At 72.0% G+C, this 18,039-nt stretch carries 16 protein-coding genes; 3 read left to right on the top strand and 13 right to left on the bottom strand.

Going from position 1 to position 18,039, the window contains the following annotated elements; genetic code table 11:
- From rsmA to N801_RS05450, 6 genes are all read right to left on the bottom strand, one after another.
- On the bottom strand, positions 1-789 hold a 789-nt coding region (gene rsmA / locus N801_RS05425; protein WP_035934392.1), incomplete at its 3' end, for a 16S rRNA (adenine(1518)-N(6)/adenine(1519)-N(6))-dimethyltransferase RsmA.
- A 107-nt stretch (positions 790-896) separates the two neighbouring features.
- A complete protein-coding gene (locus tag N801_RS21715; RefSeq protein ID WP_084108259.1) occupies positions 897-2,018 on the bottom strand; it encodes a resuscitation-promoting factor in 1,122 nt (373 codons plus the stop codon).
- A gap of 309 nt (positions 2,019-2,327) precedes the next feature.
- A complete protein-coding gene (locus N801_RS05435; RefSeq protein WP_035934411.1) occupies positions 2,328-3,170 on the bottom strand; it encodes a TatD family hydrolase in 843 nt (280 codons plus the stop codon).
- The gene (metG, locus tag N801_RS05440; RefSeq protein ID WP_035934415.1) at positions 3,167-4,981 is read right to left on the bottom strand and encodes a methionine--tRNA ligase; all 1,815 of its coding nucleotides are present in this window, start codon (positions 4,979-4,981) and stop codon (positions 3,167-3,169) included. Before metG ends, N801_RS05435 begins: the two co-directional genes overlap by 4 nt.
- A 134-nt stretch (positions 4,982-5,115) precedes the next feature.
- On the bottom strand, positions 5,116-5,784 hold the full coding sequence (locus N801_RS05445; RefSeq protein ID WP_156996492.1) for a response regulator transcription factor: 669 nt from the start codon (positions 5,782-5,784) through the stop codon (positions 5,116-5,118).
- Complete coding sequence (locus tag N801_RS05450) at positions 5,771-7,984, bottom strand: sensor histidine kinase (RefSeq protein WP_052112638.1); 2,214 nt, start codon at positions 7,982-7,984, stop codon at positions 5,771-5,773. The genes N801_RS05445 and N801_RS05450 overlap by 14 nt, the downstream gene beginning before the upstream one ends.
- A gap of 172 nt (positions 7,985-8,156) precedes the next feature.
- On the opposite strand from N801_RS05450, the gene N801_RS05455 reads away from it, so the two are divergent.
- Positions 8,157-8,807, top strand: coding sequence for a hypothetical protein (locus N801_RS05455; protein ID WP_035934419.1), 651 nt, complete (start codon positions 8,157-8,159; stop codon positions 8,805-8,807).
- Positions 8,808-8,883: 76 nt separating this feature from the next.
- Here the strand turns inward: N801_RS05455 and N801_RS05460 are convergent, their stop codons facing one another.
- On the bottom strand, positions 8,884-9,651 hold the full coding sequence (locus N801_RS05460; protein ID WP_035934427.1) for a thioesterase family protein: 768 nt from the start codon (positions 9,649-9,651) through the stop codon (positions 8,884-8,886).
- Between the two features lie 107 nt (positions 9,652-9,758).
- Here N801_RS05460 and N801_RS05465 point away from each other — a divergent pair, with 107 nt between their 5' ends.
- Together N801_RS05465 and N801_RS05470 are read left to right on the top strand one after the other, a co-directional pair.
- A complete protein-coding gene (locus N801_RS05465; protein ID WP_035934435.1) occupies positions 9,759-10,376 on the top strand; it encodes a DUF4126 domain-containing protein in 618 nt (205 codons plus the stop codon).
- Between the two features lie 48 nt (positions 10,377-10,424).
- The gene (locus N801_RS05470; RefSeq protein ID WP_035934443.1) at positions 10,425-11,195 is read left to right on the top strand and encodes a CPBP family intramembrane glutamic endopeptidase; all 771 of its coding nucleotides are present in this window, start codon (positions 10,425-10,427) and stop codon (positions 11,193-11,195) included.
- On the opposite strand, the gene N801_RS19570 is transcribed toward N801_RS05470, so the two are convergent.
- The 6 genes from N801_RS19570 to rsmI form a co-directional block, all read right to left on the bottom strand.
- Complete coding sequence (locus N801_RS19570) at positions 11,182-12,270, bottom strand: hypothetical protein (RefSeq protein ID WP_052112639.1); 1,089 nt, start codon at positions 12,268-12,270, stop codon at positions 11,182-11,184. The genes N801_RS05470 and N801_RS19570 overlap by 14 nt on opposite strands.
- Before the next feature lie 180 nt (positions 12,271-12,450).
- Positions 12,451-13,194, bottom strand: a complete 744-nt coding sequence (locus tag N801_RS05480; protein WP_035934450.1) for a succinate dehydrogenase/fumarate reductase iron-sulfur subunit — start codon at positions 13,192-13,194, stop codon at positions 12,451-12,453.
- A gap of 58 nt (positions 13,195-13,252) precedes the next feature.
- Positions 13,253-15,280 carry a fumarate reductase/succinate dehydrogenase flavoprotein subunit gene (locus tag N801_RS05485; protein ID WP_035934748.1) on the bottom strand — a complete coding sequence of 676 codons (2,028 nt, stop codon included), beginning with the start codon at positions 15,278-15,280 and terminating at the stop codon, positions 13,253-13,255.
- Between the two features lie 14 nt (positions 15,281-15,294).
- Positions 15,295-16,002: a succinate dehydrogenase cytochrome b subunit gene (locus N801_RS05490; RefSeq protein WP_035934458.1), complete on the bottom strand. Its 708-nt coding sequence runs from the start codon at positions 16,000-16,002 to the stop codon at positions 15,295-15,297.
- Positions 16,003-16,137: 135 nt separating this feature from the next.
- Positions 16,138-17,004, bottom strand: a complete 867-nt coding sequence (locus tag N801_RS05495) for an aldo/keto reductase (protein ID WP_035934466.1) — start codon at positions 17,002-17,004, stop codon at positions 16,138-16,140.
- Positions 17,005-17,189: 185 nt separating this feature from the next.
- Positions 17,190-18,032 (bottom strand): 16S rRNA (cytidine(1402)-2'-O)-methyltransferase, encoded by an 843-nt coding sequence (gene rsmI, locus N801_RS05500; RefSeq protein ID WP_035934474.1) that lies wholly within the window; start codon positions 18,030-18,032, stop codon positions 17,190-17,192.
- Between the last annotated feature and the right edge of the window lie 7 nt (positions 18,033-18,039).

Genomic DNA, 18,039 nt, shown 5'->3' on the forward strand with positions numbered 1-18,039 from the left:
CCGCGGGTCGACGCCGGCGGCGACGAGCGCCTCCTCGGCGGCCGGGGCCGAGCCCGCCCAGGACGCGAGCGCGGCCCGCAGGGTCTTGCGGCGCTGGGCGAACGCGGCGTCGACGCACGCGAACACCTCGACGCGGGTCGCGTCCGTCGGCGGGGGTTCGCGGCGGACGAGCGAGACCAGTCCGGAGTCGACGTTGGGCACCGGCCAGAACACCGACCGGCTGACGTTGCCGGCGAGGGCGACGTCGGCGTACCAGGCGGCCTTGACGCTGGGCACGCCGTAGGTCTTCGAGCCGGGCCCCGCCGCGAGCCGCTCGGCGACCTCGAGCTGGACCATGACGAGGATCCGTTCGATCGTCGGGAAGCGCTCGAGGAAGCTCAGCACCACCGGGACCGAGATGTTGTAGGGCAGGTTCGCGACGAGCGCGGTGGGCGCGTCACCGGGCAGCGCCTCGACGCGGAGGGCGTCGGCGTGGACGACGGTGAGCTTCTCGGCCACCCCGGGCGCGACGGTCCGGACGGTCTCGGGCAGCGCCCCCGCGAGGATCGGGTCGACCTCGACGACGGTGACGTGCCGGGCCACCGGCAGCAGGGCGAGGGTGAGCGACCCGAGACCCGGGCCGACCTCGACGACGACGTCGTCGGGGCCGATGCCGGCCACCCGCACGATCCGCTGGACGGTGTTGGCGTCGATGACGAAGTTCTGGCCCCACGTCTTGGTGGGGCGGACGCCGAGGCGGGTGGCGAGGTCACGGACCTGGGCGGCCCCGAGGAGCCCGGACGACGACATGGTCGCCACCCTATGGCCTGCGGCGCGAGGGGACACGACCGAGGCCGTGCCTCCCGGAAGGGAGACACGGCCTCGGATGGTGCCGTCGGACGGCGCCGGTGTCAGCGTCAGGCGGCGTGCCCGCAGCCCCACGGCTGCAGGCCACGGTCCGCGTAGACACGGTTGGCGACGGTGATCTGCTCGGCGCGCGACGCGAGGTCGGCGCGGGAGGCGAAGTCGCCACCCCCGGCACCGAGCCACGTGCGGATGTCGAACTGGAGGCCGCCGTAGTAGCCGTTGCCCGTGTTGATCGACCAGTTGCCACCGGACTCGCACTGGGCGATCCGGTCCCACATCGCGGCGTTGGACAGGTTGATGCCCGCGCCCGAGGTGTTGCCGGCCGAGGGGGCCGGGGCGCTCGCCCGAGGGGCGGTCGCCCGAGGGGCCGGCTTCGGCGCGACGGGGCGCGCCTTGGTGCCGACGGCGACGACCCTGCTCACGGGAGCCGTGACGACCCTGATCGTGAGGGGACGCACGGTGACGAGCTTGCCGTCCAGCATGGTGTTCCGCACGGTGGTGCGGCGGACGCCTGCCTTGCCCTCGGTCACGACCTTGCGGGTGCCCTCGAGGAGCGTGGCGTCCTTCTTGGTCACGGTCGCGAACGCGATGCGCTGGGTCGACGTGGTCAGACCCGTCGTCACGCGCTGCACGGCGATCGCGAGACCCCGGGTGAGGGGCGCGTTGGCGGCAGGGGTGACGCGGTCGTTGCGGTCGTACTTCACACCGGCCTCGGCGAGTGCTTCGCCGACGGTGCCGACGTTCGTCGTGAACGCCAGCGTCTTCTTGTCCACGACGACGCTGAAGGACTTCGGCGTCGTCACGGTGAGCGCGAGCCCCTCGCGGCCGAGGGCCTGCGATCGGGAGGCGGAGAGCTTGGCGTTGCTGCCGGCGCGGATGTCGAGGTCGCGCAGGGCGGCGTCGACCGTGGTCGCCGTCGTCCAGTACTCCTTGGTGACGCCGTCGACGGTCACGGTGAGCTTGCGGCCGTAGCGGACGGAGATGGTGTCGCCGTCACTGATCGGGCTGCCGACGGAAGGGGTGACCTGGTCGTGCTCGCCGACCGTGATGCCCTTCTTCTCCAGGGCGTCGCCCACGGTCGAGCCGAACACGTGCAGGGACGAGGCGTTGCCGTCGACCGAGAGGGCCACGGACTTGTCGAGGTGGGCGACGCCGAACGAACCGGCGGCCACCGTCAGTGCCGCAGCACCTTGGGCAGCGAGGCGCAGGGGACGAGAAATCAAGAAGTGCTCCGATGATCGAACTCTCCGGACACCGAGGCGAGCGACAGCCCTCAGGGGGGACCGCGGGCCCCCAGGGGAAGGTGCCCGACAGCAGGAGAGCGAGGTCTCACCGGTGTGACACCGGCGTCCTCGCCCCTGCTTTTCGCCCGAAGCCCAGCTCCGGCCAACGCCACAACCATCCCGAGAAACGGGGCAAAGGTCAAATTTTGGTAACGGTGATGTGGACCACGGGGTGGCGTGCGGGCGCCGGCGCCGACGTCACCAGGGCCCGTAGACCCGCTCCGAGTTGTCCGACAGGGCCTCGCACAGCGTCGGCACCGCGACCCCGAGGGTGGCCGCCATCGCCCGCACCGTGAGCGGCACGAGATGGGGTGCGTTGACCGCCCCGCGGTGGGGGTGCGGCGTGAGGTAGGGCGCGTCGGTCTCGACGAGTAGCCGGTCGAGCGGGGTGACCGACAGGGCGTCCCGCAGGCCCTTGGCGTTCTTGAACGTCACCGTCCCGGCGAAGGACAGGTAGTAGCCGCGCTCGGCACACTCCTGCGCCATCGTCACGTCGCCCGAGAAGCAGTGCAGGACAGTCGAACTCGGCGCCCCTTCCTCCTCGAGGATCCGCAGGACGTCGGCGTGCGCGTCCCGGTCGTGGACCTGCAGCGCCTTGTCGAGCCGCTTCGCCAGGTCGATGTGCCAGCGGAAGCTCTCGTGCTGCAGGCCCTGGCCCTCGGGGGCGGTCCGGAAGTAGTCGAGGCCGGTCTCGCCGACGACCCGGATCCGCGGGTGCCGGGCGAGGCTCTCGATCTCCGCGTATGCCGCCGCGAGACCGCCGCTCTCGGCCAACCGGGGCACCTCGTTGGGGTGCAGGGCGACCCCACCCAGCATCCCGGCATACGTGTCGACCATCTCGACGGTCTGGCGCGCGGCCGGGAGGTCGCAGCCGATCTGGACGACCCGGTCGACCCCCACCGCGGCGGCGCGGGCGAGCAGGTCGGCGACGTCGACCGGCACCCCGTCCCGCTCGATGTCGAGGTGCGTGTGGTTGTCGACCACCGCGATCGGCAGCGCGTCCGGCAGCCCGGGAACGGCGTCGCGGCCGGACCCGCTCACGACTCGCGGAGCCGCTCGAGCTCCTCCTCGACGACCGACTCGTCGAGCTTGACGAAGACGCCGGTCGGCTTGGCGATGGGGGCGCCGACGGTGACCGGGCGCGACTCCCAGCGCGGGGTGGAGCCGTAGGAGCCGGTGATGACCGGGTAGGTGCGGTCCGCGTCGTCGTCGAGCCCGTGGACGTCCTCGACGACCGGCATCGGGATGAACTCGCCCTCGCCGCCGATGAACGCGTGCACCCGGTTGGCGGCGTGCGGGAGGAACGGCGCGAGGATCGTGTTGAGGTCGCTGACGCACTGGATGAGGGTGTGCAGGACCGTGGCGAGGCGCTCGCGCTCGTCGTCGCCCTTGAGCTTGAACGGCTCGGTGTCGGTGACGTACTTGTTGACCTCGCCGACGGCCCGCATCGCCTCGCCCACGGCCGACTTGATCCGCTGCCGGGCGAGGAGGTCGCCGACGGTGTCGAAGGCCTGGAGGGTGGCGGCGCGCACGGCCTCGTCGACCGGTTCGAGCGCCCCGGGCTGCGGGATCTCACCGAAGCTCTTGGCGATCATCGCCCCGGTGCGGTTGACGAGGTTGCCCCAGCCGGCGACGAGCTCGGAGTTGTTGCGCTGGACGAACTCGGCCCAGGTGAAGTTGCTGTCCTGGTTCTCCGGGCCGGCCGCGCAGATGAAGTAGCGGATGGGGTCGGGGCCGTAGCGCTCGAGGACCTCGCGGATGCCGATGACGTGCCCGCGGCTGGAGGAGAACTGCTTGCCCTCCATCGTGAGGTACTCGCTGCTCACCACCTCGGTCGGCAGGTTGAGCACGCCGTAGGTGCCGGGCTCGCCGCCCTTGGCTCCGCGGCCGGCATACGCGAGCAGCTCGGCCGGCCAGATCTGCGAGTGGAAGGTGATGTTGTCCTTGCCCATGAAGTAGTAGGAGAGCTGCTCCTCCGGGACCGCGCCCTCCACCCACCAGTCGCGCCAGCGCTCGTCGTCGCCGGTGCGCCGGGCCCACTCGATCGAGGCCGACAGGTAGCCGACGACCGCGTCGAACCACACGTAGAGGCGCTTGGCCGGCTGGTCCTCCCAGCCCTCGAGCGGCACGGGGATGCCCCAGTCGATGTCACGGGTCATCGCGCGCGGCCGGATGTCGTCGAGGATGTTGAGGCTGAACTTGATGACGTTGGGGCGCCACGTGCCGCTGGCCTCGCGGCCGGAGAGCCACTCGCGCAGGGCGTCGGCGAGCGCGGGCAGGTCGAGGAAGAAGTGCTGCGTCTCGATGAACTCCGGCGTCTCGCCGTTGATCCGGCTCTTCGGCGCGATGAGGTCGGTGGGCTCGAGCTGGTTGCCGCAGTTGTCGCACTGGTCGCCGCGGGCCTCCGCGTAGCCGCAGATCGGGCAGGTTCCCTCGATGTAGCGGTCGGGCAGGGTGCGGCCGGTGCTCGGGCTGATCGCGCCCCGGGTCGTCTGCTCGATCATGTAGCCGTTGGCGTGGACCTGCCGGAAGAGCTCCTGGGCCACGGCGTAGTGGTTGGCGGTCGTCGTGCGCGTGTAGAGGTCGTAGGAGCAGCCGAGGTCGGCGAGCTCGCGGGCGATGATCGCGTGGTTGGTGTCGACGAGCTCCTGCGGCGTGACGCCCTCCTTGTCCGCGAGGACGAGGATCGGGGTGCCGTGCTCGTCGCTCCCGCTCACCATGAGCACGTCGTGGCCGGCCATCCGCATGTAGCGGGAGAAGACGTCGGACGGGACACCGAAGCCGGCGACGTGGCCGAGGTGGCGCGGCCCGTTGGCGTACGGCCAGGCGACGGCAGAGAGAATTTTGCTCACCGGTCGATCCTAGGCGTCGCGCACAACCCGGCTCGCGAGCCCCTCTGGCGCTCCCGAGCCGGATCGTCCCGGCTCGCGAAGACGCCTCCGGCTCGCGAGCCCCGTTGCGTATGCCGTCCGCTCGCCGCCGCGGGTCAGGCCCGGCCCATCCCCGCGTCCCGGGCGCGGATGATGGCCTCCGCGCGGTCGGTCGCCTGGAGCTTGGACAGGATCGCGGAGACGTTGTTGCGCACCGTCTTGGGTGCGAGGAACAGGGCGGAGGCGATCTGCCCGTTGGTCCGGCCGGCCGCGATGAGGTCGAGGACCTCACGCTCGCGCTCGGTGAGCATGGGGAACTCGGCCGCGCTGCGCGCCGGAGAGGGCGACAGGAGCTCCCCGATGCGCGCCGCCAGGGACGACCCGAACACCACACCGCCGGCGTGCACGGACGTGATGGCCCGGGTCACCTCGTCCTGCGAGGCTCCCTTGACGAGGTAGCCGCGGGCGCCGGCGCGCATGGCCGAGAGCAGGGTCCCGTCGTCCTCACCCATGGTGAAGACGAGGACGCCCACCCCGGGGTCGGCCGCCAGCACCTGCCGAGTCGCCTCGATCCCGTTGAGCTGCGGCATCTGGATGTCCATGACGATGACGTCGGGGTGGTGCTCGGCCGCGAGCGCCACGGCCTCGGCGCCGTCGCGGGCCCGGGCGACCACCTCGATCTCGGGGTGCGGCTCGAGCAGCGTGGCCAGCCCGTCGCGGAAGACCGGGTGGTCGTCGGCGATGAGCACCCGGATGCGGCCGGTGGGCTCGTCAGTGGGCGACATGCTGCTCCTGTCGGTTCTCGGGCGTCGTCGGGGACGACGTGGGCGACGTGGACGTGGGCGACGTGGCCGCGACCTCGGCCACGGTCTCGGCCAAGGCCTCGGCCTTGGAGGACGGTCTCGGAACCGCCGCAGGCACGGTGGGCAGCCACGCCCGCACGGTCGTCCCGCCCCCCGCCGGGCAGGCGACCTCGTAGCGGCCACCGAGCTCCTCGACCCGCTCGCGCAGCGACCGCAGCCCCACCCCGGCGACGGCGTGCTCGGGGATCCCGCGCCCGTCGTCGGACACCTCGACGACGAGGTCGGCGGGACCGGTCGTCAGCGACACCGTGACCCCCGCCGCGTCCGCGTGGCGGGCCACGTTGGTCAGGGCCTCGCTGACGATCCGGTAGGCCGCGACCTCGACCGCCGCCGACAGCCCGCCCAGGTCACCGGCCGCCACGCTGACGTCGATCCCTGCCGTCCGGAGGCGTTCGGCCTGCTGCTGCACGGCGGCGAGCAGGCCCAGGTCGTCGAGCGCGGGGGGGCGCAGCCCGTGCACGAGCCGCCGAACGTCGGCGAGCGCCTCGGTGATCTCGGCGCGCGACTGGACGACGAGGCGGTGCGCGGTCTCCGGGTCGGTCCCGACCGCGTTCCCCGCCGCGTCGAGCCGCATCGCCACCCCGCCGAGCACGGGCCCCAGCCCGTCGTGCAGGTCGCGCCGGATGCGGCGGCGGTCCTCCTCGCGAGCGAGCACGAGCTGCTCGCGGGACTCCTGCAGGTCCTGCGCGAGCATGCTCGCCCGCACGGCGATCGCGGCCTGCCGGACGACGTCGAGGAGCAGGGCCTGGTCGCGACGCGACAGCATCCCGCGGATCCCCCCGTCGGGGAGCTCGATCGAGCCGATCCGCTCGTCCCGGTAGGAGATCGGCAGCGCCCGGGTCGCCACGGGGGCCGTGCCGTGCGTCGCGGCCAGCCCGTCACCGCCGCGACCGAGCACCTCGACCCGGACGTAGCCGACGTGGAACGCCTCGGCCACCGAGGCCGCGAGGGTCGTCAGCTGCTGCTCGAGCCCGCCGGACTCCTCGAGCCGGGCGGCGAGCGCCGACACGACCTCGTACCGCTCGCCCCGCAGCCCCATGATCCGGCGCCGCACGAGCGCAGTGAGCCAGGCACGCAGCGGTCCGTAGGCGGCGACGGCGAGGACGAGGACGAGGACCGTCACCTGCCGCTCCTCGAAACGGTCGCCCAGCAGGGCTGCGGCCGCGGCCACGAGGACGACGTCGAGGAGGACGAAGCCGGCGGCGATCCCGCCGTAGACCAGGGTCCCGCCGACCAGTGCGTCGACGTCCCCGGTCTGGGGCCGCACGACGCCGATGACGACGGAGACGCTTGTGACGGCGAGGGCGGCGACGAGCGCGGTCATCCCGACCGGGCCTCCGACGTCGAGGACCATGACCCCGCCGGCGAGCAGGCACACGAGCGCGCCCCAGAGGAGCCACCGCAGCCGCGTGCGCTCGACGCCGTCCGCCGAGGCGTGCCGGGCGAACACGACGGCCGCCGACAGCGGCAGGGCCGCGATCGTCACGACCTGGGCGACGCGGAGCAGCACGGCGGTCAGCCCGACCGGCAGCGGCAGCTCGACCTGCGGCAGCAGCTGCACCGCTGACTCCGGGAGGAGGCCGGTGTAGATGGCCTCGTCGGGAGCGAGCATGAGGAGCACCGGAAGCACGAGCGACATCGCCACCGCCACCAGCGCGACCACCCGCCAGCGCCCCGCGGGCAGCCGCCCCGACGGGTAGGTGACGAGGAGGAGCGGGAGTGCGACGAGCAGCAGCGCCCCCGCCTCCGAGAAGACCCAGTACGCCGGTCCGGTCAGCGGCGGCACGGGTGACTGCGTGAGGCCCCACACGGCATACGCGGCGCACAGGCCGTCGAACGCCCAGAAGGCACCGGTGCCGGCGAGCAGCAGGCCCACGACGTGGCGGGGGCGGTAGGCGAGGATCGCGGCTCCGCAGGCCCCCACGAGCGACCCGATCAGGGCCGACGTCACGCCGCGGTCGGAGACGAAGCGCTCCCGGTCCGCGTCGGTGACGAGCCCGTCGAGCAGGGCCGTCGCGACGAGGATGGTGACGAGGACGAGCCCGAGCAGGACCGGCACACCCGTGCTGCGCACCCGCGCACGCGGCGCCGGCGGCACGGGGAGGGCGGGGAGGGCGGCCACGCGGCAAGTCTGCCCGCGGCCGCGTCCCGCTGTCAGGGGATCGAGGTCCCGTCAGGACGGGACATCGACGGGACGGGATCGGGGACTGCGCTCCCTGACGCCCGGGTCACGGGGCGCCCGAGAGTTCTCGGCAACGGCACCGAACGCGGCGCCCCCACCGAAGGAGACCCCGATGTCCGTCACCCAGACCCCCGCCCCGGCCCGGTCCGACCTGGCCACCGCCCCACCCGTCGAGACCACGGCCGCCGGCGGCACGCCGCGCACGCACCCCTACCGCGTGCACGGTGCGCTGCTCACCACCGGAGCACTCTCGTGGTCGGCGGCGATCGCGGTCCTCGGGCTCAACAACGAGTCGCTCGTCAACCAGTACGTGCACAACGCCACCGCGTTCCTCTTCCAGGTCGGCGTCCTCGCCCTCGTGCGGGTGCTGTGGCTCACGAGGGCGATCGGCGCGGGCCGGTTGGCGCGCACCCTGCTGCGGATCGAGACGGGGTTCCTCGCCCTCGCGATGGCGTCGACGACGTCCGACTTCCTCGGCCTGACCGACCTCGAGAACCCGGCGTTCCTCATGCTCGACCTGTTCTGGCCGATCTCGATGCTCGGCATGTTCCTCATCGGCATCCGCATCGCGGTCGCCGGCCGCTGGACCGGCGTCTCACGCTTCTGGCCGATGGTCGCGGAGAGCTGGGCCGTCGTCACCGTCCCCGCCATGGCCCTCCTCGGGGAGGGCACCGCCCGATGGGTCGGGGCGCTCCACCTCGTCGTCGGCTACGCCGTCCTCGGCCGGATCGTCGCCCGCAAGCAGGCGCGCACCGACGCCTGAGACACGACACGACGCGTATGCCGTGTGGTCCCGGCCCCGGGACCACACGGCATACGCGTGCGTGGGTCACGAGGCCTCAGCGGGGCCGGACCGTGAGCACCTGCGCGAGGGTCCCGAACGGACCGAGCTCGTCGTGCAGCACCGACGACGTCACGCCGGTCCCCGCGACGCCGAAGGTCACCGCGGTGTCGAAGCCGAGCCACCCCTCCCCCGGCGAACGGAAGAGGTGGGCCGTGAGGTCGAGGTTGGGGAACGCCACGTCCTGGGGGCTGGCCCGCACGGTCATCCCGTTGGCGATGTCGAGCAGGCCGACGGCGGCGGCGAGGCGGCTGTGCGGCTCGTCGACGAGGGGGACGTCGGTGCGCACCCAGAACGCCGCCCGCCCCGGCTGCTCCTGGGCTCGCCGCAGCGACACCGACTCGATGAACCCGCCGGGCCAGACCGTCCGCGGGTCCCACGCCGGAACGGCCGATGGCGCCGGGATCGCCGGAAGCCCGCTGCCCGCAACGCTGCTCGTGTCCCTCGCGTCGAGCAGCCAGGCCCGCAGGGTCACCGCGGGCCGCCCGCCGTGGGACAGCACCGCCTCGACCAGCTCGATGGTCCGGCCGGGCCGCAGCACTCGGACCTGCACGTCGCACACGTCCATCGGCAGGGTCCCGAGGATGTCGTAGGACAGCCGGGCGAGCGCCAGCCCGTCGTCGCGACGGGCGTCCCGGTCGACCTCGACGAGGTGGGCCATGAGGCCGAGCGCCGGGGCGACGTGCTGCTCGTCGAGGTTCCAGGCACCCTGGACGTGGACGGCGGGCCTGAAGCTCGTGTCGCCGACCCTTCGGAAGTAGCTCATCGCCCCATCCTCCCCGCCGGGTCCGCGAGCCGGAGATCGCCCCGGGCATCGAGTAGACATGTCCTCGAGGGCGCGGTCCTGCGTCCGGACGACAGGGAGGTCGACACGTGATCGCCGCACTCACCGGCTTGGGGCTCTCCGCCGCGGCGGGGCTCAACGCCTACATCCCGTTCATGGTCGTCGCGCTCATCGCGCGCTTCACCGACGTCATCACGCTGCCGGAGGGCTTTGCGTGGATCGAGTCCCCGTGGGCCATCGGCGTCGGCGCTGTGCTCCTCCTCACCGAGCTCGTCCTCGACAAGATCCCCGCCGTCGACACCGTCAACGACGCGATCCAGACCTTCATCCGGCCGAGCATGGGCGGGCTCATCTTCGCCGCGACGACGGCCGCGGAGGACCTCGACCGGTCGACGTGGATGGGCGAGAACCCGTGGGTCGGGGTCGTGCTCGGCATCGTCGTCTCCGGGCTGGTGCACTCGGGCAAGATGGCCGCCCGGCCGGCGATCAACGCCGGAACCCTCGGCATGGGTGCCCCGGTCGTCTCGACCGCCGAGGACGGCGCGTCCGTCGGCCTGTCCCTCGTCGCGATCTTCATCCCGGTCCTCGTCATCGTCGCGCTCGCCGCGCTCGCCTGGCTGCTCGTCTGGATGTGGCTCAGGGTGCGCCGATGGAAGCGGCGGCGAGCCGACCGTGTCGGGCCGGACCCGGCATACCCACGGGTCTGAGAGCGGGCGCACCACCCACGCCCACGTTCGCTGCATAGGCTGCGGCACATGGAGGCCACCGAGCAGCGCGCCCTGACGCGGCGGGACCTCCTCGCCGAGACGTGGCTCGTGCTCGGCGTCTCTCTCGGCGCGTCGGCGATCTGGAGCGCGCTGTCGCTCGTCCGCAAGCTCTCGGCCGAGGCGCCGCTGGGGCAGCAGACGACGGCGATGAACTCGTCGGTGACGCCGGACCGGCCGTGGCTCGACCTCGTGTACCAGCTCGTCGGGATCGGGCTGGCGCTCGTCCCGGTCCTCCTCGCGATGCACCTGCTCGCCCGGGGGGACGTGCGGGCGCGGTTCGCGATCGGGTGGGACTGGACCCAGCCGGCGCGAGACCTCGTGCGCGGCCTCGGCCTCGCGGCGCTCGTCGGCATCCCCGGCCTCGGCCTGTATGCCGCCGCCCGGGCGCTCGACCTCAACACCACCATCGCGGCGGCGAACCTCACCGACGTGTGGTGGGCGGTGCCCGTCCTCGTGCTCGCGGCGGCGCAGAACGCGGTGCTCGAGGAGGTCGTCATGGTCGGCTACCTCTTCACCCGGTGGTCGCAGGCCGGCTGGTCGACCGGCCGGATCATGCTCTCGTCGGCGCTGATCCGCGGGTCGTACCACCTCTACCAGGGCTTCGGCGGGTTCGTCGGCAACGCCGTCATGGGGCTGCTCTTCGGGTGGCTCTACACCCGCACCCGGCGGGTGGGCCCGCTCGTCGTGGCCCACACCGTCCTCGACGTCGTCGCCTTCGTCGGCTACGCCCTGCTCAGGGACCGCCTCACCTGGCTCTGAGGGGGCCCCGCCAGTGTCGCGCCGAGCCGTCAGTCGGGGGTCCTGTGACGAGTCGGGGGTCGCCGGGGCCCCGACTCGTCACGCAAACCCCGACTGGTCGCCCTGGTCGCCCTGGTCGCCCTGGTCGAGCCAGGTCGCCCTGGTCGAGCCAGGTCGAGCGCCGCTCGGGACGAACCCCTTGGTCGGCGAGGATCGCGAGCAGCCGGTCGGGTCTGAGCAGGTCGGCCCACACCCACCGCGCCACCTCGGTCCGGCGTCGAAGGCGGTCCTCGCGCTTCTTCTCGGCCCACAGCACCCGCCCCGCCTCCTCAGGGCTGGCCCCGGCCGGGATGCGGTACTTCGTGCGCCCGTCGAACTCCCCCACCGCCCTCTCCCACCAGAAGTCGACGTCACCGATGTGGCCGTCCGCGTCCGAGAACGAGACCTGCAACCGCGGCTTCGGGATGAGCAGACGGAACATCTGCACGCGCGAGAAGCTCTCTCCCGGAGACATGCTCATTCCGTCGGCGATCGCGACGACCCGCGCGGCGGACGCACGACCGCGCGCTCGCCGCGGCACGACGGCGAGCTCCTCGGTGAGGTCCTCGCGCGTGCACATCCCGTGGCGGAGGCAGTAGTCGGCGGCGGTGACCGCATCCTGTAGGGTGCCGTACCGCGCAAGGTCGACCACCATCCGCGCCGGCGGCGTGACCAACACACCGTGCACCCGCACGCACTCGCTCTCGGCGCCCAGGAGCGGGCGGAGCACGGACGACCCGCTGACCCCGCGGCGGGTCACGAGGTGCCGCACCGTCGTGGGCCAGGCACTGATCCGTGGGACCCCCAGGACGGCAGCAGCCGACTCGCCCGCGAACCGCACCGACTCCCCCGTCCGGTGGGTGCGCATCGTGGCGTGCACGAGGGCGGCGTGACGGTCCACCGGGGTGAGCGCCGCGAAGCTCGCCTCCGGCAACCAGACACCGGTGCGCACCTGCCGCCACCCGCCCCGGCTCGGCTCGGTCCCGGCACGGCGCAGGTCGGCGGTCCGCACCAGCTGGCTCGGGTCGAACGGTGGGTGGCGAGGGGGTCCGTGCATCCCCCGAGGGTCGCAGGACTCGTCGGTGGTGCCGCGGAGTTGTCCCCAGGCATCGTCAGTCGGGTCCTCTGTGACGAGTCGGGGTGCGCGCCACCCCCGACCGGTCACACGGCCCCCGACACGTGAGCACGCGGCATACCCAGAGTGGGTATGCCGCGTGCTCGCGAAGCGTAGGCGGGCTCAGCGGCCGTGCTTGAGCGCGGTGCGCAGGTCCTTGTTGAGCTGGGAGATGACGTCCTGCGGGATGCCCTTGGGGCACGCCTGGGAGCACGCACCGACGTTGGTGCAGCCGCCGAAGCCCTCGTGGTCGTGCTGGCCGACCATGGACACGACGCGGGCGTCGCGCTCCGGCTGGCCCTGGGGCAGCTCACCGAGGTGGGTGATCTTCGCGCCGAGGAAGAGCATGCCGCTGGCGTTGGGGCAGGCGGCGACGCAGGCGCCACAGCCGATGCACTCGGCGGCCATGAAGGCACGGTCGGCGTTGTCCTTGGGGACGGGCGTCGCGTGGGCGTCCGGGGCCGAGCCGGTGTTGGCCGAGATGTAGCCGCCGGCCTGGATGATCCGGTCGAGCCCGCCACGGTCGACGACGAGGTCGCGCACGATCGGGAAGGCCTCGGCCCGCCACGGCTCGACCGTGATCGTGTCGCCGTTCTTGAACGAGCGCATGTGCAGCTGGCAGGTGGTCGTCCGCTCGGGGCCGTGCGCGTGCCCCGAGATCATCAGGCCGCACATCCCGCAGATGCCCTCGCGACAGTCGCTGTCGAAGGCGATGGGCTCCTCACCGTTGGCGTTGAGCTTCTCGTTGAGGACGTCGAGCATCTCGAGGAACGACATGTCCGGGCTGATGTCCGACATGCGGTAGGTGACGAGGCCGCCCGTGTCGTCGGGTCCGGTCTGGCGCCAGATCTTGAGGGTCAGGTTCATGACCGGGGCCCCCGCAAAGTATCGGAGTGAGGAACGAACGTAGAACTTTGTGGGGTGGTCACTTGTAGCTCCGCTGCTTCAGCTCGATGAACTCGTACGTGAGGTCTTCCTTGTGCAGGACGGGCGCGCCCATCCCGGCACCAAACGTCGTCTCGCCGTCCGTGTCGTGGGGTGGGGTGAACTCCCAGGCCGCGACGTAGGCGAACTCGTCGTCGTGACGCAGCGCCTCACCGTCCTCGGTCTGCGACTCGGCGCGGAAGTGCCCGCCGCAGGACTCGCGGCGGTGCAGCGCGTCGATGCACATGAGCTCGCCCAGCTCGAGGAAGTCGGCGACGCGGCCGGCCTTCTCGAGGGACTGGTTGAGGGTGTCGGCCGCGCCGAGGACCCGGACGTTGCGCCAGAACTCGGCGCGCAGGCCGCGGATGAGGTCGATGGCCTTGAGCAGGCCCTCCTCCGAGCGCTCCATGCCGCAGTACTCCCACATGATGTTGCCGAGCTCGCGGTGGAAGGAGTCGACGCTGCGCTCGCCGTTGATGGCGAGCAGGCGCTCGGTGCGCTCCTCGACCTCGCGGCGGGCGCCCACGACGGCCGGGCTGTCCTCGGTGAGAGGCGTGGCCGGGGACGTGGCGAGGTAGTCGCGGATGGTGTTGGGCAGGACGAAGTAGCCGTCGGCCAGCCCCTGCATGAGGGCGGAGGCCCCGAGCCGGTTGGCGCCGTGGTCGGAGAAGTTGGCCTCGCCGGTGACGAAGAGCCCGGGGATCGTCGACTGGAGGTCGTAGTCGACCCAGAGCCCGCCCATCGTGTAGTGCACGGCCGGGTAGATGCGCATCGGCGTCGTGTACGGGTCCTCGCCGGTGATCCGGGCGTACATGTCGAAGAGGTTGCCGTACTTGTTGCGGACGGCGTCCTCGCCGAGCCGCGCGATGGCGTCGGCGAAGTCGAGGTAGACGCCACGGCGGAAGTCGCCGACGACCGGGCCGACACCGCGACCCTCGTCGCAGACGTTCTTGGCCTGGCGCGAGGCGATGTCGCGGGGCACGAGGTTGCCGAACGAGGGGTAGATCCGCTCGAGGTAGTAGTCGCGGTCGTCCTCGGCGATGTCACGCGGGTCCTTGTCGCAGTCCTCGCGCTTCTTCGGCACCCAGATGCGGCCGTCGTTGCGCAGCGACTCCGACATCAGGGTCAGCTTCGACTGGTGCTCACCGGCGACCGGGATGCAGGTCGGGTGGATCTGCGTGTAGCAGGGGTTGGCGAAGTGGGCGCCCTTGCGGTGCGCGCGCCACGTCGCCGTGACGTTGGAGCCCATGGCGTTCGTCGAGAGGAAGAAGACGTTGCCGTATCCGCCGGAGGCCAGCACGACGGCGTCGGCGAGGTGGGTCTCGATCTCGCCGGTGACGAGGTCGCGGGCGATGATGCCGCGCGCCCGGCGCTCCGAGCCCTCGCCATCCACGATGACCTCGAGCATCTCGTGCCGGGTGAACTGCTCGACCGTGCCGGCGGCGACCTGGCGCTCGAGCGCCTGGTAGGCCCCGATGAGGAGCTGCTGCCCGGTCTGCCCGCGGGCGTAGAACGTCCGGGACACCTGGACGCCACCGAAGGACCGGTTGTCGAGCAGACCGCCGTACTCGCGGGCGAACGGGACGCCCTGCGCGACGCACTGGTCGATGATGTTCGCGCTCACCTCGGCGAGGCGGTAGACGTTGGTCTCGCGGGAGCGGTAGTCGCCGCCCTTGACCGTGTCGTAGAAGAGGCGCTGGACGGAGTCGCCGTCCTCCTTGTAGTTCTTCGCGGCGTTGATGCCACCCTGGGCCGCGATCGAGTGCGCCCGGCGCGGGGAGTCCTGGAAGCAGAACGACTTCACGTGGTAGCCGGCCTCGCCGAGCGTGGCGGCCGCGGCGCCGCCGGCGAGCCCGGTGCCCACGATGATGACCGACATCTTGCGTCGGTTCGCCGGGTTGACCAGGGCCGCCTCGAACTTGCGACGGGTCCACTTCTGCTCGATCGGCCCGGCCGGGGCCTTGTGGTCCGCAATGGGGGCGCCGTCGCGGTAGAGGCCGTGGACGAGGCCGGAGGAGTTCTCAGTCATGGTCAGCGACACCTTCAGTCGATCAGGCCGAATGCGATGGACAGCGGCGGGATGAGGAACCCGACGACGATAAGTGCGGCGAGCCCGACGCCGAGGCCGCGGGCACGCGTCCGGGCCTTGGGGGTCGAGGTCCAGCCGAGGGTCTGCTGGGCGCTGAAGACACCGTGCATGAGGTGCATGAACAGGGCCACCATCGCCGCGACGTAGATGAGCGTCATCCACCAGACCTCGAAGCTCGCGACGACGAGCTGGTAGGGGTTCGCGGTGACGTCGATGCCCTGCTTGTCGGCGTTGGGCGACACCTTGACGATCGTGAAGTGGATGAGGTGCCACACGATGAACAGGAGGAGGAAGACCCCGCCCCAGCGCATCCACTTCGTCGTCGCGGCCGTCTTCATGGCGGCGTACTTGGTGCGCCGCGCACTGCCGGCGCGGCTCCAGAGGGCGAACGCGGCATACACGTGGCCGACGATCGAGAGGAGGAGCACGAGCCGGACGATCCACAGCAGACCGCCGTACGGGAGCATCGGCTCGCCGAACGTGCGCAGGTGCTCGGCGTAGCCGTTGAACGACTCCTCGCCGGAGAGCGCCTTGAGGTTGCCGTACATGTGCAGCAGGAGATAACCGACGAAGACCAGGCCGGTCACTGCCATGAGCAGCTTGAGCGCGATCGTCGTGCTCCGCGCCGTCGTCGTGCGCGGGGAGAGCGTCGTCGTGGGCATGGACGAAAGGTACCCCGACCTGCGCGCGCGGACCTGCTCAGGCCGACCTAACTCACGTGTGAGATACGCACGTTACCCACGCGTATGCCGGCCCACGCAGAGCGTGGGACCCGCGCGCCCCCCTCCGCGGCCCGCTCAGCCGTCGAGGCGGGCCAGCTCCTCGGCGCCGAGCTCGAGATCCGCCGCGGCCGCCGAGTCGGTGATGGACTGCGGCCGCTTGGCCCCCGGGATCGGGATGACGACACGCGACTGGGCGAGCTCCCAGGCGAGGGCGACCTGCTGGGGACTCACCCCGCGAGCGGTGGCCACCTCGGCGAAGGCCGGGTGCTTCTCGGCGAGCTCCTTCGCGTCGCCGAGCCCACCGAGCGGGCTCCACGGCAGGAAGGCCAGGCCCAGCTCCTCGCAGACGTCGATCTCGGGGCGGCTGCTGCGGAAGGCGGGGCTGAACTGGTTCTGGACGCTCACGAGGGAGGTGCCGAGCGCGGCATGCGCGGCCCGGATCTGCTCGGGGTTCGCGTTCGAGAGGCCGACCCGGGCGACCTTGCCGCTGTCGGCGATCTCCTTGAGCGTCCCGATGACCTCGTCGTACGGCACCTTCGGGTCGGGGCGGTGGTGCTGCCACAGCGCCAGCTGCTCGACGCCCAGCCGCTCGAGGCTGGCGTCGACCGCGCGGCGCAGTTGGTCGGCCGAGCTGTCGAGGTCCCACCCACCACCCTCGGTGCGCACGTGCCCGCCCTTGGTGGCGAGCAGGACGCGGTCGCGGACGCCGAGCTCGTCGAGGATCGAGGCGATGAGCCGCTCGTTCTCCCCCTGCGCCCCGGCGCCCGTCTCGTCACCGGATCCGTAGGCGTCGGCGGTGTCGAAGAGGGTGACCCCGGCGTCGAGCGCGGCGGTCACGGTGTCGAGGAGCTGCTGTCGCGGCTGGCTCCCGCTCTGGTCGAACGTCATCAGGCCCAGGCCGATGGCGCCGACCTGCATGTCTCCGAGGGTGCGTGTGTGCATGCCCTCCAACCTCACGACCGCGGCGTCCCACGTCAAATCGAGGTCGTCGGGCGCTCTGCTCGAGCCGGGGCGAGGACGCGCGCGACCCCACCCCCGACTTATTGCGCTTTCCGGCCGTAGCAACGCGACTCATGTCGGGTTTGTACGGCCGGAAAGCGCAATAAGTCGGCATGCGGGGTGAGCGCTCAGCGCTGGGCAGCCAGGGCCGCGTCGTAGAGCGCCTTCTTCGACAGGCCCGTCGCCGCGGAGACGTCGGAGCACACGTCCTTGAGCCGCTGCCCCTCCGCCACCCGGTCGAGGATCCCGGTGAGCTGGCTGTCGACGTCGCCCACCGTGACGTCGGCGCCGGCGACGACGACGGTGATCTCCCCCTTGACGCCGTCGTCCGCCCACGCGACGAGCTCGACGAGCGAGCCCCGGCGCACCTCCTCGTACGTCTTCGTCAGCTCGCGGCACACCGCCGCCCGACGGGTCCCGCCGAACACCTCCTCCATCGCGGCCAGCGACTTCGCGATCCGGTGCGGCGCCTCGAAGAACACCATCGTCCGGTGCTCCCGGGCGAGGCCCCGCAGCACCCGGATGCGCTCCCCGCCCTTGCGCGGCAGGAACCCCTCGAAGCAGAACCGGTCCACCGGCAGCCCCGACACCGCGAGCGCCATGAGGACCGCCGACGGGCCGGGCACGCACGTCACGCGGACGTCGATCCCGATCGCCGCTGACACGAGCCGGTACCCGGGGTCGGACACGGACGGCATACCCGCATCGGTGACGACGAGGACGCGAGCCCCCTCGCGAAGCCTCTCCACGAGGTCGGTCGTGCGGGCCGCCTCGTTGTGCTCGTGGTAGCTGACGACCGAGCCGGTCGGGTTGACGTCGAGCGACTGGCAGAGCCGGCGCAGCCGCCGGGTGTCCTCGGCCGCGATGACGTCGGCGGTGGCGAGCTCGTCGGCGAGGCGGGGCGCGGCGTCGCGCGGGTCACCGATCGGCGTCGCCGCGAGGACGAGCACTCCCTCACCGGCGTCAGTCATGGCGCGA

The organism is Knoellia aerolata DSM 18566 (assembly GCF_000768695.1).
Classification (GTDB): domain Bacteria; phylum Actinomycetota; class Actinomycetes; order Actinomycetales; family Dermatophilaceae; genus Knoellia; species Knoellia aerolata.

Excerpts from the sequence above, each read along its gene's own strand:
- N801_RS05445 (WP_156996492.1), bottom strand. The coding sequence starts at position 5,784 with ATGTCGCCCACTGACGAGCCCACCGGCCGCATCCGGGTGCTCATCGCC.
- N801_RS05455 (WP_035934419.1), top strand. The coding sequence starts at position 8,157 with ATGTCCGTCACCCAGACCCCCGCCCCGGCCCGGTCCGACCTGGCCACC.
- N801_RS05460 (WP_035934427.1), bottom strand. The coding sequence starts at position 9,651 with ATGAGCTACTTCCGAAGGGTCGGCGACACGAGCTTCAGGCCCGCCGTC.
- N801_RS05470 (WP_035934443.1), top strand. The coding sequence starts at position 10,425 with ATGGAGGCCACCGAGCAGCGCGCCCTGACGCGGCGGGACCTCCTCGCC.
- N801_RS19570 (WP_052112639.1), bottom strand. The coding sequence starts at position 12,270 with ATGCACGGACCCCCTCGCCACCCACCGTTCGACCCGAGCCAGCTGGTG.
- N801_RS05480 (WP_035934450.1), bottom strand. The coding sequence starts at position 13,194 with ATGAACCTGACCCTCAAGATCTGGCGCCAGACCGGACCCGACGACACG.
- N801_RS05485 (WP_035934748.1), bottom strand. The coding sequence starts at position 15,280 with ATGACTGAGAACTCCTCCGGCCTCGTCCACGGCCTCTACCGCGACGGC.
- N801_RS05490 (WP_035934458.1), bottom strand. The coding sequence starts at position 16,002 with ATGCCCACGACGACGCTCTCCCCGCGCACGACGACGGCGCGGAGCACG.
- N801_RS05495 (WP_035934466.1), bottom strand. The coding sequence starts at position 17,004 with ATGCACACACGCACCCTCGGAGACATGCAGGTCGGCGCCATCGGCCTG.
- rsmI (WP_035934474.1), bottom strand. The coding sequence starts at position 18,032 with ATGACTGACGCCGGTGAGGGAGTGCTCGTCCTCGCGGCGACGCCGATC.